The sequence below is a fragment of the Mycobacterium haemophilum DSM 44634 genome (assembly GCF_000340435.2).
Taxonomy (GTDB): Bacteria; Actinomycetota; Actinomycetes; order Mycobacteriales; family Mycobacteriaceae; genus Mycobacterium; species Mycobacterium haemophilum.
This window is the reverse complement of sequence record NZ_CP011883.2, coordinates 3,728,106-3,752,428: the sequence shown is the minus strand read 5'-3', so window position 1 is coordinate 3,752,428 and position 24,323 is coordinate 3,728,106. Positions and strand designations below refer to the sequence as shown.

Annotated in this window: 21 protein-coding genes and 4 pseudogenes; 12 read left to right on the top strand and 13 right to left on the bottom strand. The window is 63.5% G+C overall.

From position 1 onward, the window contains the following. Nucleotides 1-8: 8 nt before the first annotated feature. Nucleotides 9-869: a MaoC/PaaZ C-terminal domain-containing protein gene (locus B586_RS17615; protein WP_054879255.1), complete on the bottom strand. Its 861-nt coding sequence runs from the start codon at nucleotides 867-869 to the stop codon at nucleotides 9-11. Nucleotides 870-874: 5 nt separating this feature from the next. Continuing rightward, the gene (gene kstD, locus B586_RS17610; protein WP_054880838.1) at nucleotides 875-2,584 is read right to left on the bottom strand and encodes a 3-oxosteroid 1-dehydrogenase; all 1,710 of its coding nucleotides are present in this window, start codon (nucleotides 2,582-2,584) and stop codon (nucleotides 875-877) included. A 72-nt stretch (nucleotides 2,585-2,656) separates the two neighbouring features. Between kstD and B586_RS17605 the strand changes: the two genes are divergently transcribed. From B586_RS17605 to B586_RS17580, 6 genes are all read left to right on the top strand, one after another. Then, complete coding sequence (locus B586_RS17605) at nucleotides 2,657-3,442, top strand: 2-keto-4-pentenoate hydratase (RefSeq protein WP_047316612.1); 786 nt, start codon at nucleotides 2,657-2,659, stop codon at nucleotides 3,440-3,442. 33 nt (nucleotides 3,443-3,475) lie between these two features. After that, nucleotides 3,476-4,402, top strand: a complete 927-nt coding sequence (locus B586_RS17600; protein ID WP_054879256.1) for an acetaldehyde dehydrogenase (acetylating) — start codon at nucleotides 3,476-3,478, stop codon at nucleotides 4,400-4,402. After that, nucleotides 4,399-5,481, top strand: a complete 1,083-nt coding sequence (dmpG, locus tag B586_RS17595; RefSeq protein WP_236971320.1) for a 4-hydroxy-2-oxovalerate aldolase — start codon at nucleotides 4,399-4,401, stop codon at nucleotides 5,479-5,481. Before B586_RS17600 ends, dmpG begins: the two co-directional genes overlap by 4 nt. A gap of 182 nt (nucleotides 5,482-5,663) precedes the next feature. After that, nucleotides 5,664-6,803 carry a hypothetical protein gene (locus B586_RS17590; RefSeq protein ID WP_054879257.1) on the top strand — a complete coding sequence of 380 codons (1,140 nt, stop codon included), beginning with the start codon at nucleotides 5,664-5,666 and terminating at the stop codon, nucleotides 6,801-6,803. A gap of 2 nt (nucleotides 6,804-6,805) precedes the next feature. Beyond that, a complete protein-coding gene (locus tag B586_RS17585; RefSeq protein ID WP_047316627.1) occupies nucleotides 6,806-7,588 on the top strand; it encodes an SDR family oxidoreductase in 783 nt (260 codons plus the stop codon). Continuing rightward, nucleotides 7,588-8,742, top strand: a complete 1,155-nt coding sequence (locus tag B586_RS17580) for a sulfotransferase family protein (protein ID WP_047316616.1) — start codon at nucleotides 7,588-7,590, stop codon at nucleotides 8,740-8,742. The genes B586_RS17585 and B586_RS17580 overlap by 1 nt, the downstream gene beginning before the upstream one ends. Nucleotide 8,743: 1 nt before the next feature. On the opposite strand, the gene B586_RS17575 is transcribed toward B586_RS17580, so the two are convergent. Further along, nucleotides 8,744-9,193, bottom strand: a complete 450-nt coding sequence (locus B586_RS17575) for a hypothetical protein (RefSeq protein WP_054879258.1) — start codon at nucleotides 9,191-9,193, stop codon at nucleotides 8,744-8,746. A 5-nt stretch (nucleotides 9,194-9,198) separates the two neighbouring features. Continuing rightward, nucleotides 9,199-10,356 (bottom strand): 3-ketosteroid-9-alpha-monooxygenase, oxygenase component, encoded by a 1,158-nt coding sequence (locus B586_RS17570; protein ID WP_054879259.1) that lies wholly within the window; start codon nucleotides 10,354-10,356, stop codon nucleotides 9,199-9,201. Nucleotides 10,357-10,457: 101 nt separating this feature from the next. Between B586_RS17570 and B586_RS21190 the strand changes: the two are divergent. Then, nucleotides 10,458-10,541 (top strand): annotated as a pseudogene (locus B586_RS21190) (gamma carbonic anhydrase family protein); the annotation flags it as partial. Nucleotides 10,542-10,603: 62 nt separating this feature from the next. On the opposite strand, the gene B586_RS17565 reads toward B586_RS21190, so the two are convergent. From B586_RS17565 to B586_RS17545, 5 genes and pseudogenes are all read right to left on the bottom strand, one after another. Further along, nucleotides 10,604-11,542: an NHL repeat-containing protein gene (locus B586_RS17565; RefSeq protein ID WP_236971319.1), complete on the bottom strand. Its 939-nt coding sequence runs from the start codon at nucleotides 11,540-11,542 to the stop codon at nucleotides 10,604-10,606. A 296-nt stretch (nucleotides 11,543-11,838) separates the two neighbouring features. Further along, nucleotides 11,839-13,337: pseudogene (locus B586_RS17560) on the bottom strand (PE family protein); the annotation flags it as partial. Nucleotides 13,338-13,524: 187 nt separating this feature from the next. Next, on the bottom strand, nucleotides 13,525-14,730 hold the full coding sequence (locus B586_RS17555) for a thiolase domain-containing protein (protein WP_047316773.1): 1,206 nt from the start codon (nucleotides 14,728-14,730) through the stop codon (nucleotides 13,525-13,527). Further along, a complete protein-coding gene (locus B586_RS17550) occupies nucleotides 14,730-15,794 on the bottom strand; it encodes a thiolase domain-containing protein (protein WP_054879261.1) in 1,065 nt (354 codons plus the stop codon). Before B586_RS17550 ends, B586_RS17555 begins: the two co-directional genes overlap by 1 nt. 15 nt (nucleotides 15,795-15,809) lie before the next feature. Then, entirely contained in the window at nucleotides 15,810-16,835 is a 1,026-nt protein-coding gene (locus B586_RS17545; RefSeq protein ID WP_054880839.1) for a Zn-ribbon domain-containing OB-fold protein, read from the bottom strand. A gap of 64 nt (nucleotides 16,836-16,899) precedes the next feature. On the opposite strand from B586_RS17545, the gene B586_RS17540 reads away from it, so the two are divergent. Further along, complete coding sequence (locus tag B586_RS17540; protein WP_054879262.1) at nucleotides 16,900-17,931, top strand: LLM class F420-dependent oxidoreductase; 1,032 nt, start codon at nucleotides 16,900-16,902, stop codon at nucleotides 17,929-17,931. Between the two features lie 56 nt (nucleotides 17,932-17,987). Here the strand turns inward: B586_RS17540 and B586_RS17535 are convergent, their stop codons facing one another. Continuing rightward, the gene (locus B586_RS17535; protein ID WP_047316770.1) at nucleotides 17,988-18,719 is read right to left on the bottom strand and encodes an acetoacetate decarboxylase family protein; all 732 of its coding nucleotides are present in this window, start codon (nucleotides 18,717-18,719) and stop codon (nucleotides 17,988-17,990) included. A 28-nt stretch (nucleotides 18,720-18,747) separates the two neighbouring features. On the opposite strand from B586_RS17535, the gene B586_RS17530 reads away from it, so the two are divergent. Continuing rightward, nucleotides 18,748-19,959 carry a cytochrome P450 gene (locus B586_RS17530; protein WP_054880840.1) on the top strand — a complete coding sequence of 404 codons (1,212 nt, stop codon included), beginning with the start codon at nucleotides 18,748-18,750 and terminating at the stop codon, nucleotides 19,957-19,959. A gap of 52 nt (nucleotides 19,960-20,011) precedes the next feature. Here B586_RS17530 and B586_RS22640 read toward each other — a convergent pair. After that, a pseudogene (locus tag B586_RS22640) lies at nucleotides 20,012-20,212 on the bottom strand (type II toxin-antitoxin system VapC family toxin); the annotation flags it as partial. 10 nt (nucleotides 20,213-20,222) lie between these two features. Here B586_RS22640 and B586_RS22860 point away from each other — a divergent pair. Together B586_RS22860 and B586_RS17525 are read left to right on the top strand one after the other, a co-directional pair. Further along, nucleotides 20,223-20,374: pseudogene (locus B586_RS22860) on the top strand (PE domain-containing protein); the annotation flags it as partial. Between the two features lie 65 nt (nucleotides 20,375-20,439). Then, nucleotides 20,440-20,991: a PPE family protein gene (locus B586_RS17525; RefSeq protein ID WP_236971318.1), complete on the top strand. Its 552-nt coding sequence runs from the start codon at nucleotides 20,440-20,442 to the stop codon at nucleotides 20,989-20,991. A 303-nt stretch (nucleotides 20,992-21,294) separates the two neighbouring features. Here B586_RS17525 and B586_RS17520 read toward each other — a convergent pair whose 3' ends face one another. Further along, nucleotides 21,295-21,723: a hypothetical protein gene (locus B586_RS17520; RefSeq protein WP_054879263.1), complete on the bottom strand. Its 429-nt coding sequence runs from the start codon at nucleotides 21,721-21,723 to the stop codon at nucleotides 21,295-21,297. A 70-nt stretch (nucleotides 21,724-21,793) separates the two neighbouring features. Continuing rightward, nucleotides 21,794-22,528, bottom strand: a complete 735-nt coding sequence (locus B586_RS17515) for a crotonase/enoyl-CoA hydratase family protein (protein WP_231584686.1) — start codon at nucleotides 22,526-22,528, stop codon at nucleotides 21,794-21,796. Between the two features lie 140 nt (nucleotides 22,529-22,668). On the opposite strand from B586_RS17515, the gene B586_RS17510 reads away from it, so the two are divergent. Beyond that, nucleotides 22,669-24,315 (top strand): acyl-CoA synthetase, encoded by a 1,647-nt coding sequence (locus B586_RS17510; RefSeq protein WP_047316767.1) that lies wholly within the window; start codon nucleotides 22,669-22,671, stop codon nucleotides 24,313-24,315. The last annotated feature ends 8 nt before the right edge of the window (nucleotides 24,316-24,323 follow it).

The following is a 24,323-nucleotide window of genomic DNA, read 5'->3' as shown; positions in this document are numbered from 1 at the left end:
AAAGGGGTCTAGGCCGGGACCAACTCCACACCGCTGAGCACGACGGCGTTATCGCGCGAAGGCGCGACAACGCTAGCCAACACGCGGTTGTCGTCCTTCCAGATGTTGACCTGCAGTGCTTCGCCGGGGAAGGCCACACCCGAGAAGCGTGCGCCATAGGCGGCCACGGCCGCAGCATCCCCGTCCAGCAGGGCGTCGGTGATGGCCTTGCAGGTCATGCCGTACGTGCACAGGCCGTGCAGAATGGGCTGCGGAAAGCCTGCGGCAGCAGCGAATTGCGGGTCGGAGTGCAGCGGGTTGCGGTCGCCGCAGAGCCGGTAGAGCAGTGCCTGCTGCGGCAGCAGGGGCATTGCGACTTCGAGATCGGGCGCCCGCGCAGGCGCCTGGTCCGACCCTGACGGCCCGCGATCGCCGCCGAACCCGCCTTCGCCGCGCGCATAGATGGACCGCTTCTGCGTCCACAGCAAGCTGCCGTTCGCGTCGTGTACCTGGGTCTCGCTCCAGATCACCGCGGCCTTGCCCTTGTCCCAGATATCCGTGAATCGGGTGACGGCGATGGCGGAGCCCGACGGTGGCAGTGGCGCAGGCACTTCGACCCGCTCGCTGGCGTGCAGCACTTTGCTCAGCTCTATGTCGATACCGGGAAACTGCACGGTTGGTGGCTTGGTGGCGTGGAAGGTGGCGGCCACGGTGGCGAATGTCGGCAGCACCTGGGGCGTGTCATCGACCAGGTAGCACAGCTCGCGCGGGTCCATCGGATCGGTGCCCGCACCTAGGCTCAGTTGGTATAGCTGCACATCGCTACTGGACCAAGAGAATTCGATTGGGTCCAACTCGGCACTGAGCGCGACTTCTGCATCTATCGGCATGGCCCCTACTTCCCAGCTCGATCGGCAATGTGTAGGGCGGCCAGGTAGCCAAATGTCATGGCTGGCCCAATGGTTCCGCCCGGCCCGGGGTAGGTGTGTCCCATTACTGGGGCACTGACATTGCCTGCGGCGTAAAGCCCTTCGATGACGCTCCCGTCGTCGCGTAATGCACGTCCGTTGAGATCGGTGCAGATGCCGCCCTTGGTGCCCAGATCTCCGGGTACCATCTTGGCGGCATAATAGGGCGGGTGGCTGATCTCACCTAGGTTGGGATTCGGCTTGTTGGTTGGGTCGCCGTAGTACCTGTCGTATGCGCTTTCCCCGCGGTGATAGTCCTGGTCCACACCCGCTCTTGCAAAGCCGTTGAAACGTTCTACGGTCGAGGTGAATTCATCGACAGGAAGGCCGGCATCGTTGGCCAGCTGTTCGAGCGTATCGGCCTGGATGATGACACCGGAATCCAGCCATTTTCCTGGAATACGTTGTCCGGGCTGAAGTCCCGCGAAGATGTAGCGATTCCGGTACTGCTGGTCGAACACCAGCCACGCCGGGATGTTCTCACCCGGACCTGGCCCCTGACCGTGTTCTCCGCCATACATGTGGTGACAGGCTTCGACGTACGGCATTGACTCGTTCATGAACCGCTTACCTGACATGTTGACGATAATCGATCCGGGCGAGTTTCGCTCGGACAAGGCAAACCACGGTGTGCCCACCAGCGGAATAGTTGGCCCCCACCAGGCGTCATCCATCAGATCCAATGCAGCGCCAAGCTTTTCGCCGGCCACGATGCCGTCGCCGGTATTTGCCACAGCGCCGACCGTCCACTCGGTGCTGACTGGCGCGCGCTGGTATTTCACCCGCATCTGTTCGTTGTGCTCGAAACCGCCGCAGGCGAGGATCACCCCGCGTCGGGCCCGGATCAGCCGTGGCTCAGCTGATTCCGTGGCGCCGCTGTCCGTAACGTCACACACATAAATCCCGCTCACCACGCCGTCCTCGACGTAGAGATCGGTGAGCGCGGTGTTCAGTTCGACGGGAACACCGGCCCGCTGTAGTCCGATCCGCAGTGGCCCGATCAGTGCTCGGCCCATGCCGACCAGGTTTTTGCCCGTTGCTTTTGCCCACACCGTCCGGGCGGCGACTTTCAAGCTGCGCAGCACACCGCGCGGGTGTCGCTTCAGCTGGTTCAGTCGCACGTAGTCCTGTTGCATCACAACCACATTGAGAGGAATCTTGCCATAAGCAGGTTCGAGCCCGGCCTCATCAACACCGAGCTTGCGGGCGTTGAACGGCTTGGGCTCGATCGAACGGCCGCTGGGGCACCCGCCCGGGGCCTCGGGGTAGTAGTCGGAGTAGCCCGGCACCCAGCACATCTTCAGTGGCGTGTGCTCCAGCACAAACGACAGCATCTCGGGTCCGCGTTCGAGATAGGCGTCGATGCGCTGCGGCTCGACCCCACTGGTCGACACGCCGCCGACGATGCCGTGCAGGTAGGTGCGGGCCGCCTCAGCGGTGTCCCGCACCCCGGCGCGCTTGAGGACCTCGTTATTGGGAATCCAGACTCCGCCGCCCGAGCGCGCCGTCGAGCCGCCGTAGTGCGGGGCTTTTTCGATGACCACGGTTGAAAGGCCCCGGTGCGCGGCGGCCAGTGCAGCCACCATACCGGCGGCCCCGCTGCCGACCACGACGACGTCGACGTCCTGTGCTGTCATGTAGAACACGTTATAGAATTGCCCGGGCAGGATGCCACAGACCCGGTCAAACGGACGAGGGGAATTCGGTTAATGCTCCGTGTTGCGACCCGTGATGAGCTGGCCGCCGATTTGGCGCAAGCTGAGCGCAGTCGCGAGCCGATCGCTCCGCTGACGGTCGCGTACCCGGATATCGACGTCGTCGACGCCTACGAGATCCAGCTGATCAATATCCGTCAGCGGGTCGCGGAGGGGGCCCGGGTGCTGGGCCACAAGGTCGGGCTGTCGTCGTTGGCGATGCAGCAGATGATGGGGGTCGACGAGCCGGACTACGGACATCTGCTCGACGAGATGCAGGTATTCGAAGACACCCCGGTCAAGGCGGGTGGATATCTGTACCCGCGGGTCGAGGTCGAAGTGGGTTTCATCCTGGCCGCTGACCTGCCGGGAGCCGGCTGCACCGAGGACGACGTGCTGGCGGCCACCGATGCCCTGGTCCCAGCCATCGAGTTGATCGACACCCGGATTACCGACTGGAAGATCGCGCTGTGCGACACCATCGCCGATAACGCCTCGTCGGCGGGCTTCGTGTTGGGGGCTGCCCGAGTGTCGCCCGCCAATGTCGACATCACGACGATCGACGCGGTGCTGAGGCGCAACGGTGAGGTGGTTGCCGAGGGCCGCAGCGATGCGGTGCTGGGAAACCCGGTCACCGCGGTGGCGTGGCTGGCTCGCAAGGTCGACAGTTTCGGGGTGCGCCTGCGCAAAGGTGACATTGTGCTGCCTGGATCATGCACGCGAGCGATCGACGTGCGCGCCGGGGACGAATTTGTCGCCGATTTCACCGGGCTGGGTTCTGTTCGGTTGTCGTTCGAATAATTTTTCAATATCGAGAGCAGTAAAAGGAGCAACATGCCGGCGAAGGCAAGTGTGGCGATAGTCGGATCGGGAAATATCAGTACCGACCTGCTCTATAAGTTGCTGCGATCAGAATGGCTGGAACCGCGCTGGATGGTGGGGATCGATCCGGATAGCGAAGGCTTGGCGCGTGCGGCCAAACTGGGTTTAGAGACGACCCACGAAGGCGTCGACTGGCTACTGGCGCAGGCCGACAAACCCGACTTGTTGTTCGAGGCCACCAGCGCCTACGTGCACAAAGTTGCGGCGCCAAAGTATGCGGCCGCGGGGATCAGGGCCATTGACTTGACGCCAGCCGCGGTGGGTCCAGCGGTCATCCCACCGGCGAACCTGCGCGCGCATCTGGATGCGCCGAACGTGAACATGATCACCTGCGGGGGCCAGGCAACCATTCCCATCGTGTACGCGGTGAGTCGCGCGTTGGCCGAAAAAGGCGGAGTGCCGTACGCCGAGATCGTGGCTTCGGTTGCTTCAGTTTCAGCGGGACCGGGCACTCGGGCCAACATCGACGAGTTCACCAAGACCACCAGCAAGGGTGTCGAAACCATCGGCGGGGCCGCGCGCGGCAAGGCGATCATCATCTTGAACCCCGCCGATCCGCCGATGATCATGCGCGACACCATTTTCTGCGCGATACCGCACGACGCCGATCGCGATGCGATTGCCGCCTCTATTCACGACGTGGTGGCCGAGGTGCAGACGTACGTGCCGGGATACCGACTGCTCAACGAGCCGCAGTTCGACGAGCCGTCGATCAACTCCGGCGGTCAGGCCGTGGTCACCACCTTCATCGAGGTCGAGGGTGCCGGGGATTATCTACCGCCGTACGCCGGCAACCTCGACATCATGACGGCGGCGGCCACCAAGGTCGGCGAGGAAATCGCCAAAGAGACGCTTTCCGTATCAGGAGGGACGCGATGACTAGCAGGTGGGATGTTCGGATCACCGACACTTCGCTACGCGACGGGTCGCACCACAAACGGCATCAGTTCACCACGGACGAAGTGCGGGCGATCGTCGCCGCCCTTGATGCCGCTGGGGTGCCGGTGATCGAGGTGACCCACGGTGACGGATTGGGTGGGTCGTCGTTCAACTACGGCTTTTCCAAAACTCCCGAGCAGGAATTGATCAAACTCGCGGCGCAGACCGCGCAAGACGCCAAAATCGCATTTTTGATGCTGCCCGGGGTGGGCACCAAGGAAAATATCAAAGAAGCACAAGACAATGGCGGATCGATCTGCCGAATCGCCACCCATTGCACCGAGGCCGACGTGTCAATCCAGCATTTCGGCTTGGCCCGCGAACTGGGCCTGGAAACCGTCGGGTTTTTGATGATGGCCCACACCATTTCGCCGGAGAAACTGGCCGCCCAAGCCCGCATCATGGCCGATGCCGGTTGCCAGTGCGTATACGTTGTTGATTCCGCCGGTGCCCTGGTGCTCGACGATGTGGCTGACCGGGTATCGGCCCTGGTCGCCGAACTCGGCGAGGACGCCCAAGTTGGTTTCCACGGGCACGAAAACCTCGGACTAGGAGTGGCCAACTCGGTGGCGGCAGTACGCGCGGGTGCCAAGCAGATCGACGGCAGCGCACGCCGCTTCGGGGCAGGCGCAGGCAACGCGCCGGTCGAGGCCTTGGTCGGGGTATTCGACAAGATCGGGGTCAAGACCGGCATCGACTTCTTCGACATCGCCGATGCCGCCGAAGACGTTGTGCGGCCGGCCATGCCGGCCGAATGCCTGCTCGACCGCAACGCGCTGATCATGGGGTACTCCGGGGTCTATTCCAGTTTCCTCAAACACGCCATCCGTCAGGGTGAACGCTATGACGTGCCCGCTTCTGCATTGCTATACCGCGCGGGTCAGCGCAAGCTCATCGGCGGACAGGAAGACCAACTCATTGACATCGCTTTGGAAATACAGCGTGAGCTGGGGGCACGCCCCACAAGTGGGGAGAGGTACCCTCACCCGCTTGCGGGGGAGACAGCGGCAAAGTCGTAACGCGTTAACTGCCGGCCGCGGTTGCGCCACCGGCATCGCGACTGATCGACTACCTCAACCGGCACCCGGACGTGCGGCAAGCGGGTATCTCCAGTGAGCGGGCATCGTTGTTGAACGCCCCGGACGACGCGTGGGAATGTTCGCCATTGACGCAAAACAGGAACACGTTCTAGCGTCGAGTCGTGTTCTCCAGTTCCTTCTCTGGCCCGCTCACCGCAGCGATCACCGAGGCCGAGAAATTGGTGGCCGCCGCACCGCACATTCAGACCGAAGCCGACCTGCTTGAAGGACTGCAGTACCTAGCGGGCTGCATTGCGGGCTGCACGCATCTGGCCTTCGACTATGAGCGTGACCACCCGTTCCTGCACTCGGGAACCGGGCCGTTCACCAAGATGGGCTTGGACAACCCCGACACTCTCTACTTCGGCACCCGGGTCCATGCCGACCTCGATTACCTGGTTACCGGCCGGCGCGGCTCCACCACCGACTTGAGTTTCCAGGTTCTCGGCGGCGAATACACCACTGCGGTCGTGCCCACCAGTCAGATGGCGTTCGACGACCGTGAACTCGAAATCGCCGACGACGGTAGCTTCGAATGGCGGCTGCGGCCGAGCGGACCCGGGCAGCTGGTGGTTCGCGAGGTGTACGGCGATTGGTCGCAGCAGCGCGGCATCTTAGCCATTTCCAGGGTGGATACTGCCGGCACCGGGCCGCCACCGCTGACCCGTGCGACCATTGAAAAGCGTTATGCCACAGCTGGGTCCCAACTTGTTAACCGGGTTAAGACGTGGCTGCAGTTTCCGCAGTGGTTCTATCTCAACATCCCGGTCAACACCATGGTGCCGCCTCGGCTGACCCCGGGCGGGCTGGCAACCCAGTACTCGTCGGCCGGGCATTTCGACTTGCGGCCCGATCAAGCGCTGGTGATCACGGTGCCGGTCTCGGATGCTCCCTACCTGGGCTTCCAGCTGGGCAGCATGTGGTATATCTCGCTGGACTACATCAACCACCAGACCTCGCTGAATGCCAGCCAGGCCCAAGCGGACCCGGACGGCAAGGTTCGCATCATCGTCGCCGACCAGAATCCAGGAGTAACCAACTGGGTCGAAACGCTCGGTCATCAGCGCGGCTTCTTACAGTTCCGTTGGCAGCGGGTGTCACGTCAGCTGACCGAAGCCGACGGGCCCACCGTTGAGCTGGTCGACTTCGACGCCATACCGGCCAAGCTGCCGTATTTTGCGCACAACAAGATTTCCGATGATGAGTGGCGAGCGCGAATTGCTCTGCGCCAGAAGCAAATTGCATCCAGGATGCTAGGGTGATGATGACGGGGATGCTCAAGCGAAAGGTAGTGGTCATCAGCGGTGTTGGCCCTGGTCTTGGTACCACGCTGGCACGTCGATGCGCGCGCGACGGCGCGGATCTGGTGCTGGCGGCCCGTAGCGCCGACCGGCTGGACGAGGTCGCCAAGCAAATCACCGACACCGGTCACCGGGCGGTCGCGGTATGCACTGACATTACTGACGACGATCAGGTCAAAAGCCTCGTGGACTCCACTCTGGCGGCCTATGGCAAGGTTGACGTCTTGATCAACAACGCATTCCGGGTACCATCGATGAAACCATTGGCCACCACCACATTTCAGCATATTCGCGACGCGATCGAGCTCAGCGCGCTCGGGGCGTTGCGGCTCATCCAGGGTTTTACCCCGGCGCTCGCGGAGGCGCAAGGATCAATCGTCAACGTCAACTCCATGGTGCTCCGGCACTCGCAGGCAAAATACGGCGCCTACAAAATGGCCAAGTCCACTCTGCTGGCTATGTCGCAGTCGTTAGCCACCGAACTCGGCGAGAAGGGCATCCGTGTTAATTCCGTTGCGCCCGGATATATCTGGGGTGACACGTTGAAGAGCTATTTCGAGCATCAGGCCGGCAAATATGGAACCACGGTCGACCAGATCTACCAGACCACCGCGGCGGCCTCCGACCTCAAACGGCTGCCCACCGAGGACGAGGTCGCGTCGGCGATCCTGTTCATGGCCAGCGACCTGTCCAGCGGCATCACCGGGCAAACCCTGGACGTCAACTGCGGGGAGTATCACACCTAATGGCCCATCGAACCGATCGAACCGATGTTGGGACCGTCGACGAACTGCACGCATCAGCCAGCAAGCTCGTTGGGCTCGACGATTTCGGCACTGACGACGACAAGTACCGCGAAGCGCTGCAGGTGTTGTTGGCGTCTTACCGGCGGGAAGCCGGTCTTACCGTGTTGGGCAGCAAGATGAACCGGTTTTTCCTGCGTGGGGCGCTGGCGGCTAGGTTGCTGTCCGAAGCGGCGTGGAAGCAATACCCGCAGCACGCCGACGTCGTCATCGAACGGCCGATTTTTGTCACCGGGCTGGTGCGCACCGGCACGACTGCGCTGCACCGGCTGCTCGGCGCCGACCCGGCGCATCAGGGTCTGCACATGTGGCTGGCAGAGTTCCCGCAGCCGCGTCCACCCCGCGAAACCTGGGAGTCAAACCCGCTGTATCGCCAACTCGATGCGCGGTTCACCCAGCATCACGAAGAAAACCCCGGATACACAGGTCTGCATTTCATGGCCGCATCCGAGCTGGAGGAGTGCTGGCAGCTGCTGCGGCAGTCGCTGCACTCGGTGTCTTACGAAACCCTGTCGCACCTACCGGGTTACGCGGAATGGCTGTCACAGCAGGACTGGACGCCGTCATATCAACGGCACCGCCGCAACCTTCAGCTGATCGGACTACACGACGCCGACAAGCGGTGGGTGCTGAAGAATCCCAGCCATCTGTTCGCGCTTGATGCTCTGATGGCGACTTATCCCGATGCGCTTGTGGTGCAGACTCATCGGCCAGTCGAGACGATCATGGCCTCAATGTGCTCGCTAGCCCAGCACACCGCCGAAGGATGGTCGACCACCTTTGTCGGAGCCCAGATCGGTGCTGACGCAATGGAAACCTGGTCTCGTGGTTTGGAGCGGTTCAACACCGCACGCGCTAAATATGATTCGGCTCAGTTTTACGATGTCGACTACCGCGATCTGATCGCGGATCCTCTTGGCACGGTGGCCGAGATTTACCGGCACTTCGGACTGACACTGACCGAACAGGCTCGGCAAGCTATGGCGAATATCGATGCCCAGAGCAGGACCGGCGCGCGGGCCCCGAAGCATACGTATTCGCTGGCCGATTACGGCCTTACCATGGAGAGCGTCAAGGAGCGGTTCGCCGGGCTTTAATTCAGCAATTGTCGGGCCGTGCGTCCAGATAGCCCTCCGCGACGGCGTGTTCGATGCTGTCGGCCAGGCGCGGGCAGGACTTGACGCGTGCGGTATCGCCGCCAGATTCCCGCACTTCGGCGAAGTGGACGCAACGCTGTGACGCTTCGGTATTCCATTGCACCGCGGTATGACCGGGCCCCAGCCTGTTGACGGCGACCGTAGCATGGCAGAACCGGCAGTCCACTGGCTGCAGGCCCGACGTGAGGTAGCGTTCACGGTCGGCGAGAGAAGCTTGCCGAACTGCAGCGCCGCGTTGCGGGTCGTTAGCGAAATCCCTTGACTTCGACCAGGATCCAGTTCCGCTGTTGAGTGCAGGTGCTTCTTCGTGGCGATCGTCGTGATCGCCGTGCAGCAACAGCATCGACCGGGCGAGCCGATCGACGTCAGGGACGGCCTGTTCGTCGGACATGTCCGTTAGTGTTGCTCGGCGGGCACTTCGTCGGCTTCTTTTGCCTTCAAGTTTTCGGCCACCTCGGCGTTCCAATATTCGTTGGCGCGCGTGGTGTCGACTTCGATCTCGAAGCGCTCCACCATTTCCGGCTTGATGTCGGCGACATCGACATAGAACTGGTCATACCAGCGACGCAGCTGGTAGACCGCGCCGTCTTCCTCGACCAACAGCGGATTATCGATCCTGGTCTTGTGTTTCCAGATCTCGACGTCCTGCAGGAAGCCCTTGCTGACACCATCGGTAAATACCCGAGACAGCTTGTCCGTCATCTTTTCGTCCATGCCTTTGGGCTTTTCGACGATGACGCCCCACTGCAGCATGAAGGAGTTCTGGGTGACCGGGTAGTGGCAGTTGATCAGGATCGACTCGGACTTGAAGCTCCCATAGCTATTGTGCAGCCAGTTGATCATGAACGACGGCCCGAAATAGGATGCCTCGGAGTCCAGGTGTGCTTCGCCGTACGAGGTCCCCAAATCGTCGACATCCGGCCGGCCCACATTGTGCAGATACTGCGAGGCGATGTGCCCCTCGAAGACGTTCTTGAAGTAGGTCGGCAGACCGAAATGGATGTAGAAGAAGTGCGCCATGTCGGTGACGTTGTCGATAATGTCGCGGCAGTTGGATCCCTCGATGAGGATGCTGTTCCACCGCCAGTCAGTCCATTCGTCGCTGGCGGCGTCGGGAATCTCGGGGATCCTGACGGCGGGATCCGGCGGATTGCCTTCATGGTCATGCCAGACGAACAACAGGCCGCCGCGCACGTCGGTCAGCCACGGCCGGGTGCGTGCCATTCTGGGAGTGCGCTTGGCATAGGGGACCAACTTGCACCGACCGTCGCCGCCCCACCGCCAGTCGTGGAAGGGGCAGGCGACTTCGTCGCCCTTGATAGTGCCCTGGGTCAGGTCGCCGCCCATGTGCCGGCAGTAGCCGTCCAGAACCTTCAGGTCCCCGTGTGAGTCGGCGAAAACCACCAGCTTGGTGCCGAATGCCTCAACACCGTGCGGCTTCCCATCCAGGTAGTCCTTGGCGACGCCCAGGCAATGCCAGCCTCGGGCATACCTGGTCGGCAGGGTGCCGGAATCGATCTCCCGGATGCCGACCCCAGCACTGTCGGTACTCACCTGACACCTCCAACTCGTCTCTAACTAGAACACGTTACAGTTTTACGGTTGGCCGGCGCAACGACGGCGGGGTCTGGTCAGCCCATTCCCTGGTGGTGGCCGGCACCCAGATGTGGGTCAACCGCAATCCGCAGGCCTACCGCGACCTGGCCCAGCGGCATCTGACCGGACTGGAACCGATCTAGCCGCTTCGGCGCTAATCCTGTCGTGTTCTAGGCGAATTCGTCAGACGAGGATGACGTCTGGGTCAATTCGTGAGGGCTTTCGTCTGGTAGCCCGCCGCCAGTTTCAGCACCCGGTCGTGGTAGTCGACCACGTAGACGTTGCCGTCTTTGTCCACTGCGACTTGGTAGGGGCAGAAGAGTCCGGTGAAAGGCAGCACCGCCGGGGTGTCTGAGCCGGCAGGCAGTTTCAGCACCCGGTTGTTGTTCAGGTCGGTGGTGTAGATATTTCCACTGCGGTCCACCGTCACATCACTGGGAAAGTTGAGGCCGGTGAACGGGAGGTCGACCGGTGTGGTGGTCCCTGCGGCCAGCTTCACCACCCGGTTATTGCCAGAGTCGGCGGCGTAGACCGCGCCGGTGCTATCGACTGCTAGGTCGAATGGCTGGTTGAGTCCGATGAATGGAACCTCGGTCTGGGTATCCGAGCCGGCGGCCAGTTTCAACACCTGGTTGGTTTTGAGGTCGGCCACGTAGACATCGCCGCCGCTGCTGACCGCCAGGCCATGCGGCTCGACAAGGCCGGTGAACGGGAGCTCGGTCGGCGTATCCGAGCCGGCGGCCAGTTTCACTACTCGTTTGTTGCAATCCTCGACGACATACACGTCACGGTCGCTGTCCACGGCCAAACCGGACGGACACTTAAGGCCCGGGAACGGCAACACGGTGGATCTGTTGGCGCCGACCTTGAGTTGCAGCACCCGGTCCTTGGCGCCGTCGGCGACGTAGACATCGCCCGCCGAGTCCACCCCGACTCCCCCAGGATCCCCGAGGGCGAACGGCAACACAGTCTGGCTTGGGGGAGCCGGCGCAGACGATGGTGCGGTGGTGCTGGACGCGGTCCCGCTCGACGATGGGCGCGCCACGACCAGGTATCCGGCGACTGCGAGGATCGCGATGACGACGACAGCGGCACCCGTGATGGCTAGGGCACGTCGGTGTCGCGGAAGCCGATAGCGTCCCAATTCCACTCCATCCGCCAGGTCGCTCCCTCACCGCGAAGGTGATCGGGACACCAGGACATTACCGCGCAGGATTTGGGCGCAGCGAGTTGGGCCGGGCCAACCGGGAGTGAATTCCGCGACACTCGATGGGTCGGATTAGTCGCTTGTCGGCGGTGCCCATGGCTACCTCAGCCGGGCGTCCCCTCGAGGCCGACCAGCAGGCCGTGCGCGCCGCCGACGCCGCCGGCGCCGTTGTTTGCCACACCGGACCCGCCGACACCGCCGTTACCGCCGTTACCGATCAGCTGAGCATTGCCGCCCGTACCGCCTTTACCGCCAGTGCTTCCAGGGGCAAGGGCTTCCCCGCCGGCACCGCCGGCACCGCCGGAACCGAGCAGCCCTGCTTTGCCGCCGTTGCCGCCGTTGCCGCCGGTGCTGCCGTCTGGTGCGGTAACCCCGCCGGCACCGCCGGCTCCGCCGTTCCCGAAGATTGCCCCGCCGGTGCCGCCAGCCCCGCCATCGCCGCCGACCGCGTCGCCGAACCCACCTGCGCCGCCGGCGCCCCCGGTGCCAAACAGTCGGCCAGCGCCGCCTATCCCGCCGGTCCCGCCGGTCCCTCCGGAGTCCCCGCCAGTCCCGCCGGCGCCGCCGGTCCCGAACAGTCCGGCTTGGCCACCGGCGCCGCCAACTCCACCCATGAGGGCTAGGGAATTCCCGCCGGTGCCCCCGACGCCGCCATTGCCCAAGAGCCAAGCGCCGGCCCCGCCGGCGCCGCCAGCGCCGCCGGCGCCGCCGCTGGGGTTTATCGAACTCCCGCCGCCCCCGCCGGCCCCACCGTCGCCGGCCAGCGCGCCGGCGGCGCCACCCACCCCGCCGGCGCCACCCACCCCGCCGGCGAGGCCGCTATCGGCCAGCGAATTCCCGCCACTCCGCCGACCCCGCCGCTCCCGGCTAGCCAGCCGCCGCCACCGCCGGTGCCCCCAGTGCCGCCGACCCCGGCACCGCTGAGGGAAAGCCCGCCGGTACCGCCGGCGCCGCCGGTGCCGAACAGCCCGGCATGGCCGCCCACCCCGCCGTTGCCGGCGAGGCGTTGGGCAAGTCCGCCGCCGCCCCCGGGACCGCCGTTTCCGAAGAGCAAACCGCCGCTGCCGCCGGCTCCTCCCGTCCCACCGTCGGCGGTCAGTGTCCCTCCGGCGGCGCCGCCGGTGCCGCCGGCTCCTCCTGCACCGCCGGTGCCGAACAACCCCGCAGCGCCGCCCGTGCCGCCGTTACCGCCGCTGCCGGAATTCGAGCTCCCGCCCGCACCGCCGGATCCGGCGGTGCCCCAAAGCAGTCCAGCAGCACCGCCGTTGCCGCCGTTTCGGCCCGCAGCGCCGGATCCGCCATTGCCGCCATTGCCGATCAACAACCCACCGTCGCCGCCGTTTGTACCCGTCCCTGGCGCGCCGTTGGGACCGTTGCCGATTAGCGGGCGCCCCAATAGCGCCTCGGTGGGGGCATTCACCGCGTTCAACAGCTCCTGGATGAGCGACGCGTTGGCGGCCTCGGCGCTCGCGTAGGAAGCCGCGGCGGCGTTGAGGCTGCGCACGAAGCCGTCATAGAACGTGGCGACCTGGGTGCTCAGCTCTTGATACGCCTGGCCATAGCTGCTGAATAGCGCGGCGATGGCTTCCGAGACCGCATCGCCGCCCGCTGGCGCCAGCGACGCCGTCGCGGCGGCGGCCGAACCATGTGCTGCGCTGATCACTGCTCCGATGGTCGCTGCTTCCGTCGCCGCTGCCGCCACCATTGCCGGGTCCACCATTACCGATGACATGGGTCACCTCTCAGGTGCTTGTGACGCGAGCACTGCAGATTGTCTTATTCTGCGGGACGTTTCACCCAACCCGCCAGAGCGAACAGCAAAGACCAGAAGTGACTCTGTAGGTCCTGGGGCGAATGCCGATGGGCCGATAGGATCCTCGATGAGGGCATCGTCGCGCGCGGCGTGCTCACGGTGTCGGTCATCCGTCTGTTCTCTCGAATGTCCTCTCGGGCTTGTCGGCGCTGACCACCCACATGGAGTAGTACTGTGAGCCGCCGCCGTAGGCATGCCCCAAAGCCTTTCGTGCACCAGGAACTTGGTGGTCCCCGCCCTTGCCCATCACTTGGATCGCCGCCTCGGCGAAACGGATCAAACCAGAGGCGCCGATTGGGTTCGACGACAGCACACCGCCGGACGGGTTCACCGGAATCTGTCCGCCGATCGCTGTCTCCCCGGCTTCGGTGAGTTTCCAGCCTTCGCCCTCGCGGGCAAAGCCGAGGTTTTCCAGCCACATCGGTTCGAACCATGAGAAGGGTACGTAGATTTCGGCGGCGTCGATCTCGTCGATGGGACTGGTGATGCCAGCGGCCTTCCACAGTGCGGCGGCCGCGTCACGCCCGGCTTGCGGGCTGACTTGGTCGCGCCCGGCGAACGCCAACGGTTCGGTGCGCAACGCGGTGGCGTGGATCCAGGCCACCGGATGCCCTTGCGCCAACCGGGCATCGGCGATTTCCTCGTCGCCGATAACCACAGCGCACGCGCCATCAGACGATGGGCAGGTCTCGTCGTAGCGGATCGGATCCCAAAGCATGGGGGACGCCATCACCTTCTCGACGGTGATGTCGGGTTGCTGCAGGTGCGCCAGCGGGTTGCGGCTGCCGTTGAGTCGGTCCTTGACCGCCACCATCGCACCGATGTTTGTTGGTGCGCCTGAGCGCCGGATGTAGGCCCGCACGTGCGGCGCGAAATACCCACCCGCGCCGGCGCCCACCGGCTTGATAAATGGAATAGGAATCGACAACGCCCACATGGCATTTGATTCCGACTGTTTCTCCCATGCCAGCGCCAGCACACGCCGAAATTTTCCGGACTGCACGAGACTCGTGGCCACCACCCCGGTTGAGCCGCCGACCGAACCCGCGGTATGCACCCGGATCAGCGGCTTGCCGGTGGCTCCCATGGCGTCGGCCATAAACAACTCCGGCATCATGACGCCCTCGAAGAAGTCGGGCGCCTTGCCGACCACGACAGCGTCGATGTCGTCGAAGGTGGAACCGGAGTCGGCCAGTGCCCGGTCGATGGCCTCGCGGACCAGGCCGTTCATTGAAACGTCTTGGCGTTTGGCGACGTATTTGGTCTGGCCGGTGCCAAGTACCGCTGCCAGGTGTGCACCTGCTCCGGCCATCAGTTCTTCCCTTCCATGACCGCGACCAGATTCTGTTGCAGCGCAGGTCCGCTGGTGGCGTGTGCCAGAACCCGCTCGGCCGATCCGTTCCAGATATGTTGTGCTGCAAAGCCGATACGCTCAAGTCCGGCAGCGAACATGGGGTTGGCCGCCAGCGCACCGCCGGACGGATTGACTTTCGTCCTCCCCGGGATCCGGATCGCCTCAGCCAGGATCAAGTGCTGGTGGGTAAACGGCGCATGAATCTCAGCGACGTCGAGGCTGCGGGTGTTATCCCGGGTGGCCGCCCTGGCCGCCGCTGTGGTCGACGGCGACTCGGTGAGATCGCGTACGCCGAGTGCTGGGGACTCAATGCGATGTTCGATTCCGGTGATCCACGCCGGGTTTTCCCGCAACTCACGCGCGCGGTCGTCGGCCGCGAGCACAATCGCAGCGGCGCCGTCGGTGATCGGTGCAATATCGTGGCGGCGCAACGGATCCGCGAAAAATGGGCGCTCCAGCAATTCCTCGACGCTGATCGCCGGAGCTACCGAGTCCACCCGTGCGGCTCGCGCGAAGGAATCGACCGCCACGCGGGCCATCTGCAGTTCGTTCCATTTGCCGGCGTCGAGCCCAAGGCGAGCCTGTAGTCCGGCCATCGACACCGAGTCCGGCCACAGCGGCGCGACGGTGTAGGGGTCGGTCTGCCGTGACAAAACGCGACGCAGGACTCCGGCCGAGGACTTCCCGAAGCCATACACCAGCGCGGTGTCGACCCCACCGCTCAGTAATTTGATGTAAGCCTCGTAGAGCGCCCATGCCGCGTCCATCTCGACATGTGACTCGTTGATCGGCGGCACAGCGCCGATCGAGTCGATTGCGGAGATAAATGAAAACGCTCTTCCAGCAAGGTAATCCGACGACCCGGAACACCAGAAGCCAATATCGGCGCGTGCGATGCCCAGCTCGTCGTAAAGCTGGGTGAAGCACGGCATCAACATCTCGACGCCGTTGGTGGTGCCGTCGGTGCGGCGGACATGCGGGGCGTGGGCGAAACCGACCACCGCAACGTTGCGAGCGCTCATTGCAAGTTAAGCCCTTTACAGATGGTGCTTGTAGGTGTCGTAGTCCGCGTCGGGTTCCCCGGTAGGCCGGAAGTACTCGATGTTGTCGATGCCGAAACCCCACTCCTCGCGGGGCTTCCACACCGCCTCGACACGCATCCCCATCCGCACCTGGTGTGCGTCGATGTCAGAGACTAGGTGTAGAAACGGGATGTCGGCGCCGTCAAGCAGCACATAGGCGGCCACGTAGGGCGGCTTGATGCGCTGACCCATGAACGGGATGTTGATGATCGCAAACGTCGTCACCGTGCCCTTATCGGATAGCTCGACGAATTCGGTGGTCGGCAGGCCAGTGGCCGGGTCGGCGCCGTGCGGCGGAAAATACACTTTTCCGGTTTCGGGGCCGTTGGCTGCTGTTCGGGCACCGAGCAATTTGCCCTCGGCGATGGCTCGCAGGTATGCGCTTTCTTCGTGCGAGGCGGTGTGCTGAATTGTCAGCTCGATCGGTGTGACGATCATGGTGACCGGATCCTGGTCGCTGGGTGCCCGCTCTGCTATCGGTTCTTCCTCGTCGCCCAGCGCGAAGTACGCGATGTCGGTGATGGCGCCCACCGGCTGCGTGGCCCAATGCACATGTACCCGGGCGCCGGTGCGGATGGCGGACGGACCCACGGCTCCAACATCAACGGCGTGCAACATCGTGGTGTCGGCTCCATCGAGCTTGATCAGCGCCCATGCGAACGGTCGGTCCAGCGGCTGGCCTTCCAGCGGCTCAGCCTGCCAAGTCCAGGATGCGACCGTGCCGACAGCTGACACCGGTACCATCTCGCTCAGCGGTTCATAGGTAACCGGGTCATATTCCGCGGGCGGCACATGCACTCGGCCATCCGATCCGCGCACCCCCAGGATGCGGCACTCACGCAGTGCGGTGAAGAACTTGCTCAGTGTGGGCCCTACCGAACGGGTGTAGTCGAAAGACAACGTCAGTGGCGCGGAGAGCGGAGCGGGGAGAACTGGTTCGGAGTGGTCGATCGGGGACGGGCTGCTCGATCTGGCTGTCACGTCTTCGAGTAGAACAGGTTCTAAGAACGGTTTCAATATTGGGTCGGCTGAGAGGGCGAACGTCATGAAGCTCGGGCTGCAGCTGGGATATTGGGGTGCTCAACCGCCGGAAAACGCCGCTGAACTCGTGGCCGCGGCCGAGGGCGCCGGATTCGACGCCGTGTTCACCGCGGAGGCGTGGGGATCCGACGCCTACACGCCGCTGGCGTGGTGGGGCTCGTCGACGCAGCGGGTGCGGCTGGGCACGTCGGTGGTCCAGCTGTCGGCGCGAACCCCGACGGCATGCGCGATGGCCGCGCTGACGCTCGACCACCTGAGCGGGGGCCGCCATATTCTCGGGCTTGGTGTGTCCGGCCCTCAGGTGGTCGAGGGCTGGTATGGCCAGACCTTTCCCAAGCCGTTGGCGCGCACCCGTGAATACATTGGCATCGTCCGCCAGGTGTGGGCCCGGAAAGCGCCGGTGACCAGCGACGGCCCGCACTACCCGTTGCCGCTAACCGGTGCTGGCACGACGGGTTTGGGCAAGGCTTTGAAACCCATCACCCATCCGCTGCGCGCCGACATCCCGATCATGCTGGGCGCCGAGGGGCCGAAGAACGTGGCACTGGCCGCCGAGATCTGCGATGGTTGGCTGCCAATTTTCTATTCGCCGCGGATGGCCGACATGTACAACGAATGGCTCGACGAGGGGTTCGCCCGGCCCGGTGCCCGACGCAGCCGCGAAGACTTCGAGATTTGCGCGACCGCGCAGATCGTCGTCACCGAAGACCGCGCGGCGGCGTTTGCCGGCATTAAGCCGTTCCTGGCGCTCTACATGGGCGGTATGGGTGCCGAGGGCACCAACTTCCACGCCGACGTCTATCGGCGGATGGGCTACGCGGAGGTGGTCGACGAGGTCACCGCGCTGTTCCGGTCCAACCAGAAGGACAAGGCGGCCGAGATCATCCCCGACGAGCTCGTCGACGACGCCATGATCGTCGGCGACCTGGACTACGTGCGTAAGCAGATCGCGGCCTGGTCAACCGCGGGCGTCACCATGATGGTGGTGTCTGCCCATAGCGTTGAGCAGGTTCGAGACCTGGCTGGGCTGCTTTGACCGCATCCTTGCCAGGCGACTAGAACGCGTTCTAGATTGGCCGGATGGGGTTGGCTTCAGAGTGCGTGAGCGTCGCCGAAGACCATCTCCACGTTGGCCACCGATTGCGATATCAGCGCGCGCTTGGGCAGCCCCAGCGAGGCAAGTTCCCTGGCATACGGATGGTCGCCCAGCCGCAGACTTGCGCCGCCGAGCCGGACCCGCAGACCCGATATCTTCATCTCCCAAGGGGTTTCCCGGGTGACGCCGTCCAGGTGGGAGTACGTCTTCAACACCTGGGCTCTCCTTGTCGTCCGCCCAGTCGGCACGGGCAGGCCAGGGCTGAATTCGATTCCGGCGATCAGCTGGCCGTCGGCGCTGACGTCGAAGTCGAACGTCTTTCCCTCTCGGACATTGAAGTCCGCCATGATCTTTGGGAAGCCCCAGATGGTGCGGCCGGCCTCGAGGGTGAACGCTTGGTCCACCGGCAGGTGATGGATGAAGGCGGCCGCCGTGCTCAACGCCCCGGGTCCACGCGGTCGACGGGCGTGGGCGCCGGACGGGTTCACCATGACCGCGGTGCCGTACTCGTGGTACTGACCCAAGTCCCCGTCGACGTAGCGCACCAGCATCTGCACAACGATCGCCCGGCCGGGCAGGTACTCGCACACGCGCAACCCGCTGTAGTCGATCAGACGCTGCGCCGCCGCCGCGGGGACCGAGAACATCGCGGAGTGCAGGTTAGCTGTGCGGATGCGGACCGGCATGGTCAGCACCGTGCCGGCGATGGTGTGTTGCGAGGCGGGCATGCTGCTCACTGTAATGCGGAGGACAACGATGACTGAAGCCATCTCAAAGACGATTCCGGACGTCGATCTGACTGACGGGACCTTCTACGCCAGTCGTGAGGCGCGCGAGGCGTATCGATGGATGCGGGCCCATCAGCCGGTGTTTCGGGACCGCAACGGGCTGGCCGCGGCATCGACATACCAGGCGGTGATCGACGCCGAACGGCAGCCCGAGCTGTTCTCCAACGCCGGTGGCATCCGGCCCGATCAGCCCGCCATGCCGATGATGATTGACATGGATGATCCCGCACATTTGTTGCGGCGCAAGTTGGCTAACGCCGGCTTCACCCGCAAGCGGGTGAAGGACAAAGAGGCATCGATTGCAGCGCTGTGCGATACGCTGATCGACGCGGTGTGTGAACGCGGCGAATGCGACTTCGTCCGCGACCTGGCCGCGCCGCTGCCGATGGCCGTCATTGGGGACATGCTCGGGGTGCGGCCAGAGCAGCGGGACATGTTCTTGAAGTGGTCCGACGATCTGGTGACGTTTCTGAGTTCGCATGTGTCCGAAGAGGATTTCCAGGTCAGCATGGACGCCTTCGCCGCTTACACCGACTTCACCCGAGTCACCATCGCCAAGCGCCGGCAAAAGCCGACCGACGACCTGGTCAGTGTGTTGGTGAGTTCTGAAGTCGATGGGGAGCGGCTGAGTGACGATGAGCTCGTCATGGAGACGCTGCTCATCCTGATCGGCGGCGACGAGACCACGCGGCACACGTTGAGCGGAGGCACCGAGCAGCTGCTGCGCAATCGCGATCAGTGGGACCTGCTGCAGCGTGACCCGTCGTTGCTGCCGGATACCCTTGAGGAGATGCTGCGCTGGACGGCGCCGGTAAAGAACATGTGCCGGATTTTGACCGCCGACACCGAGTTTCACGGCACTGAGCTGCGTGAGGGTGAGAAGATCATGTTGCTCTTCGAGTCGGCGAATTTCGACGAAGCGGTATTCGACCAGCCGGACAACTTCGATATTAGGCGAAACCCTAACAATCACTTGGCATTCGGGTTCGGTACGCACTTCTGCCTGGGTAATCAGTTGGCGCGTCTGGAGCTGTCGTTGATGACGGGCCGGGTGTTGCGGCGGCTACCCGACCTGCGGCTCGCCGCCGCGGACCCGTCGCTGCCGTTGCGGCCGGCGAACTTTGTCAGCGGTCTAGAGTCCATGCCGGTGGTATTCACACCGAGCGCGCCATTGGGTTGATGCGGCCGCCGGCTGCACCCGTGGCCACGATCCGCGCCGAGCTTGCTGACGTCTAGCGGATCACTCCGGGTGATGCAGTTGTCAGACCGATCTCGCGGCATCCATCCACCAGGCGGTGGTCGTATGTCACGTACGTAGGCAGTTCTGGCGCGAGGTGGGCTGCCGCCGCGAGGTGAATCGCATCGAGGGAACGCAGTGTGGGTGGGCCAACGGTTTCGGCTCGTGCGAGCACCGGTTCAGTGGGTGGGATGATGCGCGAATGAGCGCTTGAGAGTGATGCTCAGGCAGCTTCGGTGACACCTGCTGTGCAGCCCCCGCTGCAGATCGCATATCGGCGAGGGCGGCGACATACTTGGTCGAGTATGCGCAGAAGTATCGGCGGACCATCACGGCGGCGGTTCGTGAGGAGTTTGCTGCCAAGACCGTGAGCTAACGAGTTATCACGGTCGTGACGAGCTGGAAGGAACGACGAACAAACAAATGGCAATCGAAGAAGAAGCGTACCCACCGGAGGTCAACTCCGGCAACATGTATGCCGGACCGGGCCCTGACTCGATGCGCGCCGCCGCGATCGCATGGAGGTCGTTAGGTAAGGAGATGACGGCCCTCCAAAAGACGTTCACCCGAGTGCTCCTCGATCTGATGGACGCCTGGTCGGGTCCCGCGGCGACGCAGGTAATCGATGCGGCTAAGCCGTTTGTGAGGTGGCTGACCGACCTCTGTGAGCAGCTGTCTGAGACCGAGACACAGATTCGCGAAATCGTGTCGGCCTATGAATGGGCACGTAACGAGGTGGTGGCCCCGGTGCAGATCTACCGAAACCGTGCTGAGGCGCAGATACTGATCGAATACAATGCGCTGGGGCGATACAATGCGGAGATCGCCGACCTCGACCAGGAATACCAAGACTTCTGGGACGAAGACGGTGAAGCGATGAGGGACTATAGGCTTGCCGTGAGGACTTCGTTGGCGCAGTTGGCTTCGTGGAAGTCGCCGCCGCGGATCGCCAACAAAGCCGGGTTGGTCACCTAATACCGCGCCACGTCGTACAGGCACTTAGGTTTCCGATTTGCTGTGATGATGGTTGGCCGACACGTTGTGTGGTGATAGGTGTGTCTGGCCTATTCGCAGGTGTTGTGCAGCGACGGGTCGATCGCTGCGTGCGGCCAAGTGCTGCAGTCTTTTCGAGTGTGCGGTGTCGGATCTGATGCAGGAAGCCTTGATCGGGTGCACCCGCGTGCGTGTCACGTCTTGGTTCTTCGCGCTTCGCTGAGGGCCGGCGCCGGGGTTTGGCGGGCCAGCAGCGACGCCGCGGTCAACCGAACATGCAGTGCGTCAGGAGCGTATGCGGAGTCGAATGAGGTGTCCGTGTGCAGCGTAGGGGCCGTCATTGTCGAGCATGCCGGTGACGCATTCGATGGTGTTTTCGTCGAGTTGTCGGACGGCTAGCGCTGTTTCGGCGATCACGGCAAGCATCGGCAGTACCCGCCGGATCGGAAGACTGTCGGCTTGTGTCACCCCGGTGGGCTCAATGTCGACTTCATAGACGCCATCGTCGTGTAGCCGGGCGTCAAGTAGTCGAAAGGGTGATCTCGGCTGGTCGCAATAGCGTCGAAGATGGGTAAGCAGATGAATTTCGGGGTCCTCGGTGATCCAGCCATCGCGGTCACAATGCGCGCGGAGCCGCTCAATGGCAGGCGCGAGTGCCTGACCAGAAGCGATGCCAGTGAACCGGTCATCGGTGTCCCATCGTCGACGTTCCATCGCGCCGCCTTAGCTGCTGTGGCCGACTCAAACGTCGGATGAAGCCATGCGCCCAAAGTGGCGAATAGGGTTAGCGGTTCTGGAACGTGGGCTTGCGCTTCTCGGCGAACGCCTTCGGGCCTTCCTTAGCGTCTTCAGACAGGAACACGTTGATGCCAATCTCGGTGTCAATCTTGAATGCCTGGTTCTCGGCCATTGCCTCGGTCGCGCGGATCGACCGTAGGATCGCCTGCACAGCTAACGGCCCGTTACTCGAGATCACCTCCGCGATTTCGAGCGCTTTGGACAGCGCCTGCCCGTCGGGGACGACATAGCCGATCAGGCCTATCTCCTTGGCTTCGGCGGCGGTGATGTGCCGCCCGGTCAGCAGCAGGTCACAGGCCACGGTGTAGGGGATCTGCCGGACCAAACGTACCGCCGAGCCGCCCATGGGATAGAGGCTCCACTTGGCCTCGGAGATGCCGAATTTGGCGCTTTCGCCGGCGACTCGGATATCGGTGCCTTGCAGGATCTCGGTGCCACCGGCGATGGCGGGACCTTCGACGGCGGCGATCAGCGGTTTGGTCAGCCGCCGGCCCTTGAGTAGAGCATCGATGCGCGATGGATCGTAGCTGCCGTCTCTGAACGAGTCACCGGGCGGCTTTTTGGTTGCCGCCTTGAGGTCCATGCCGGCGCAGAAGTAGCCGCCGGCCCCGGTAAGGATGCAGCACCGGACGTCGGGATCGTTGTCGACGCGGTCCCAGGCCGCGACCATGATCTCCATCATTTCGCTGCTCAGTGCGTTGCGCGCGGCCGGTCGGTTCATCGTCACGATGAGGGTGTGCCCACGCAGTTCCACCAGCGCGTCCGGTACAAATTCGTTTGCTGGAGCCTCGGCCACGGGCTACCGCCTCTCGCTCGACATAGGGCATTCGCTTGTCAAGAAATGTAACACGTTCTAGTTTGGTGCCCGTGGCCCTGAATATTGCCGATCTCGCCGAGCACGCCATCGATGCTGTGCCTGACCGTGTTGCCCTTATCTGCGGCGACGAGCAGCTGACCTATGCCCAACTAGAAGAGAAGGCCAACCGCTTCGCGCACTACCTGATAGGTCAGGGTGTGAAGAAGGACGACAAGGTGGGCCTTTACTGTCGCAACCGCATCGAGATTGTCATTGCGATGCTCGGCATCGTGAAGGCGAGCGCCGTACTGGTCAACGTCAACTTCCGTTACGTCGAGGGCGAACTTCGATACCTCTTCGACAACTCCGACATGGTTGCGTTGGTGCACGAGCGCCAGTATTCCGACCGGGTTGCCAACGTGCTGCCGGATACCCCAAACGTCAAGACCGTCGTCGTCGTTGAGGACGGTAGCGACAGCGACTGCCAGCGCTACGGCGGCGTCGAGTTTTACTCCGCGATTGCGCAGTGCTCACCCGAACGCGACTTCGGCGAGCGCAGCGGTGACGACATCTACCTGCTCTATACCGGTGGTACCACTGGCTTTCCGAAGGGCGTGATGTGGCGCCATGAGGACATCTACCGGGTGCTCTTCGGTGGAACCGACTTCGCCACAGGCGAATTCGTCAAGGACGAATACGACTTGGCCAAGGCCGGCGCGGCCAATCCGCCGATGATCCGTTATCCGATTCCGCCGATGATCCATGGTGCCACCCAATCCGCCACGTGGATGTCGATCTTTTCGGGTCAAACCATCGTGCTCGCACCGGAATTCCATGCCGAGGAGGTCTGGCGCACGATTAACGAGCACAAGGTCAACCTGTTGTTCTTCACCGGCGACGCCATGGCGCGACCGTTGCTCGACGCGCTGACCAAAGACAACGACTATGACTTGTCATCGCTGTTCCTGCTGGCCAGCACCGCGGCGTTGTTCTCGCCGAGCATCAAAGAGAAGCTCCTCGAGCTGTTGCCCAACCGCGTCATCAGCGATTCGATTGGCTCCTCGGAGACTGGCTTCGGTGGCACCAGCATCGTCGCCAAAGACGCGCCGCACAGCGGCGGCCCGCGAGTGACCATCGACCACCGCACCGTCGTCCTCGACGAGGACGGCAACGAGGTCAAGCCCGGCTCGGGCGTGCGCGGCTTCATCGCCAAGAAGGGCAACATCCCCGTCGGCTATTACAAAGACGAGAAGAAGACCGCCGAGACGTTTAAGACCATCAATGGTGTGCGCTACGCCATCCCGGGCGACTACGCAGTGGTCGAGGCCGACGGGTCGGTCACCATGCTGGGCCGCGGATCGGTATCGATCAACAGCGGCGGCGAGAAGATCTACCCTGAAGAGGTCGAGGCGGCGCTCAAGGGCCACCCCGACGTCTTCGACGCATTGGTGGTCGGCGTGCCCGATCCTCGGTACGGCCAGCATGTGGCCGCCGTCGTGCAGGCCCGGCCGGGGTCGCGGCCGGCGCTGGCCGAACTGGACAGCTTTGTGCGCTCTGAGATCGCGGGATACAAAGTGCCACGCAGCCTTTGGTTGGTAGACGAGGTGAAACGTTCGCCGGCCGGTAAGCCCGACTACCGCTGGGCCAAGGAACAGACCGAGTCACGCCCGGCCGACGATGTGCATGCAAGCCGGGTGACCACTGGAGCGTGACGCGCACG

What these genes read in the sequence shown, in the direction of transcription:
- B586_RS17615 (WP_054879255.1), bottom strand. Translation starts at nt 869, where the DNA reads ATGCCGATAGATGCAGAAGTCGCGCTCAGTGCCGAGTTGGACCCAATC.
- kstD (WP_054880838.1), bottom strand. Translation starts at nt 2,584, where the DNA reads ATGACAGCACAGGACGTCGACGTCGTCGTGGTCGGCAGCGGGGCCGCC.
- B586_RS17605 (WP_047316612.1), top strand. Translation starts at nt 2,657, where the DNA reads ATGCTCCGTGTTGCGACCCGTGATGAGCTGGCCGCCGATTTGGCGCAA.
- B586_RS17600 (WP_054879256.1), top strand. Translation starts at nt 3,476, where the DNA reads ATGCCGGCGAAGGCAAGTGTGGCGATAGTCGGATCGGGAAATATCAGT.
- dmpG (WP_236971320.1), top strand. Translation starts at nt 4,399, where the DNA reads ATGACTAGCAGGTGGGATGTTCGGATCACCGACACTTCGCTACGCGAC.
- B586_RS17585 (WP_047316627.1), top strand. Translation starts at nt 6,806, where the DNA reads ATGACGGGGATGCTCAAGCGAAAGGTAGTGGTCATCAGCGGTGTTGGC.
- B586_RS17580 (WP_047316616.1), top strand. Translation starts at nt 7,588, where the DNA reads ATGGCCCATCGAACCGATCGAACCGATGTTGGGACCGTCGACGAACTG.
- B586_RS17575 (WP_054879258.1), bottom strand. Translation starts at nt 9,193, where the DNA reads ATGTCCGACGAACAGGCCGTCCCTGACGTCGATCGGCTCGCCCGGTCG.
- B586_RS17555 (WP_047316773.1), bottom strand. Translation starts at nt 14,730, where the DNA reads ATGGCCGGAGCAGGTGCACACCTGGCAGCGGTACTTGGCACCGGCCAG.
- B586_RS17550 (WP_054879261.1), bottom strand. Translation starts at nt 15,794, where the DNA reads ATGAGCGCTCGCAACGTTGCGGTGGTCGGTTTCGCCCACGCCCCGCAT.
- B586_RS17540 (WP_054879262.1), top strand. Translation starts at nt 16,900, where the DNA reads ATGAAGCTCGGGCTGCAGCTGGGATATTGGGGTGCTCAACCGCCGGAA.
- B586_RS17535 (WP_047316770.1), bottom strand. Translation starts at nt 18,719, where the DNA reads ATGCCCGCCTCGCAACACACCATCGCCGGCACGGTGCTGACCATGCCG.
- B586_RS17530 (WP_054880840.1), top strand. Translation starts at nt 18,748, where the DNA reads ATGACTGAAGCCATCTCAAAGACGATTCCGGACGTCGATCTGACTGAC.
- B586_RS17525 (WP_236971318.1), top strand. Translation starts at nt 20,440, where the DNA reads ATGGCAATCGAAGAAGAAGCGTACCCACCGGAGGTCAACTCCGGCAAC.
- B586_RS17520 (WP_054879263.1), bottom strand. Translation starts at nt 21,723, where the DNA reads ATGGAACGTCGACGATGGGACACCGATGACCGGTTCACTGGCATCGCT.
- B586_RS17515 (WP_231584686.1), bottom strand. Translation starts at nt 22,528, where the DNA reads ATGAACCGACCGGCCGCGCGCAACGCACTGAGCAGCGAAATGATGGAG.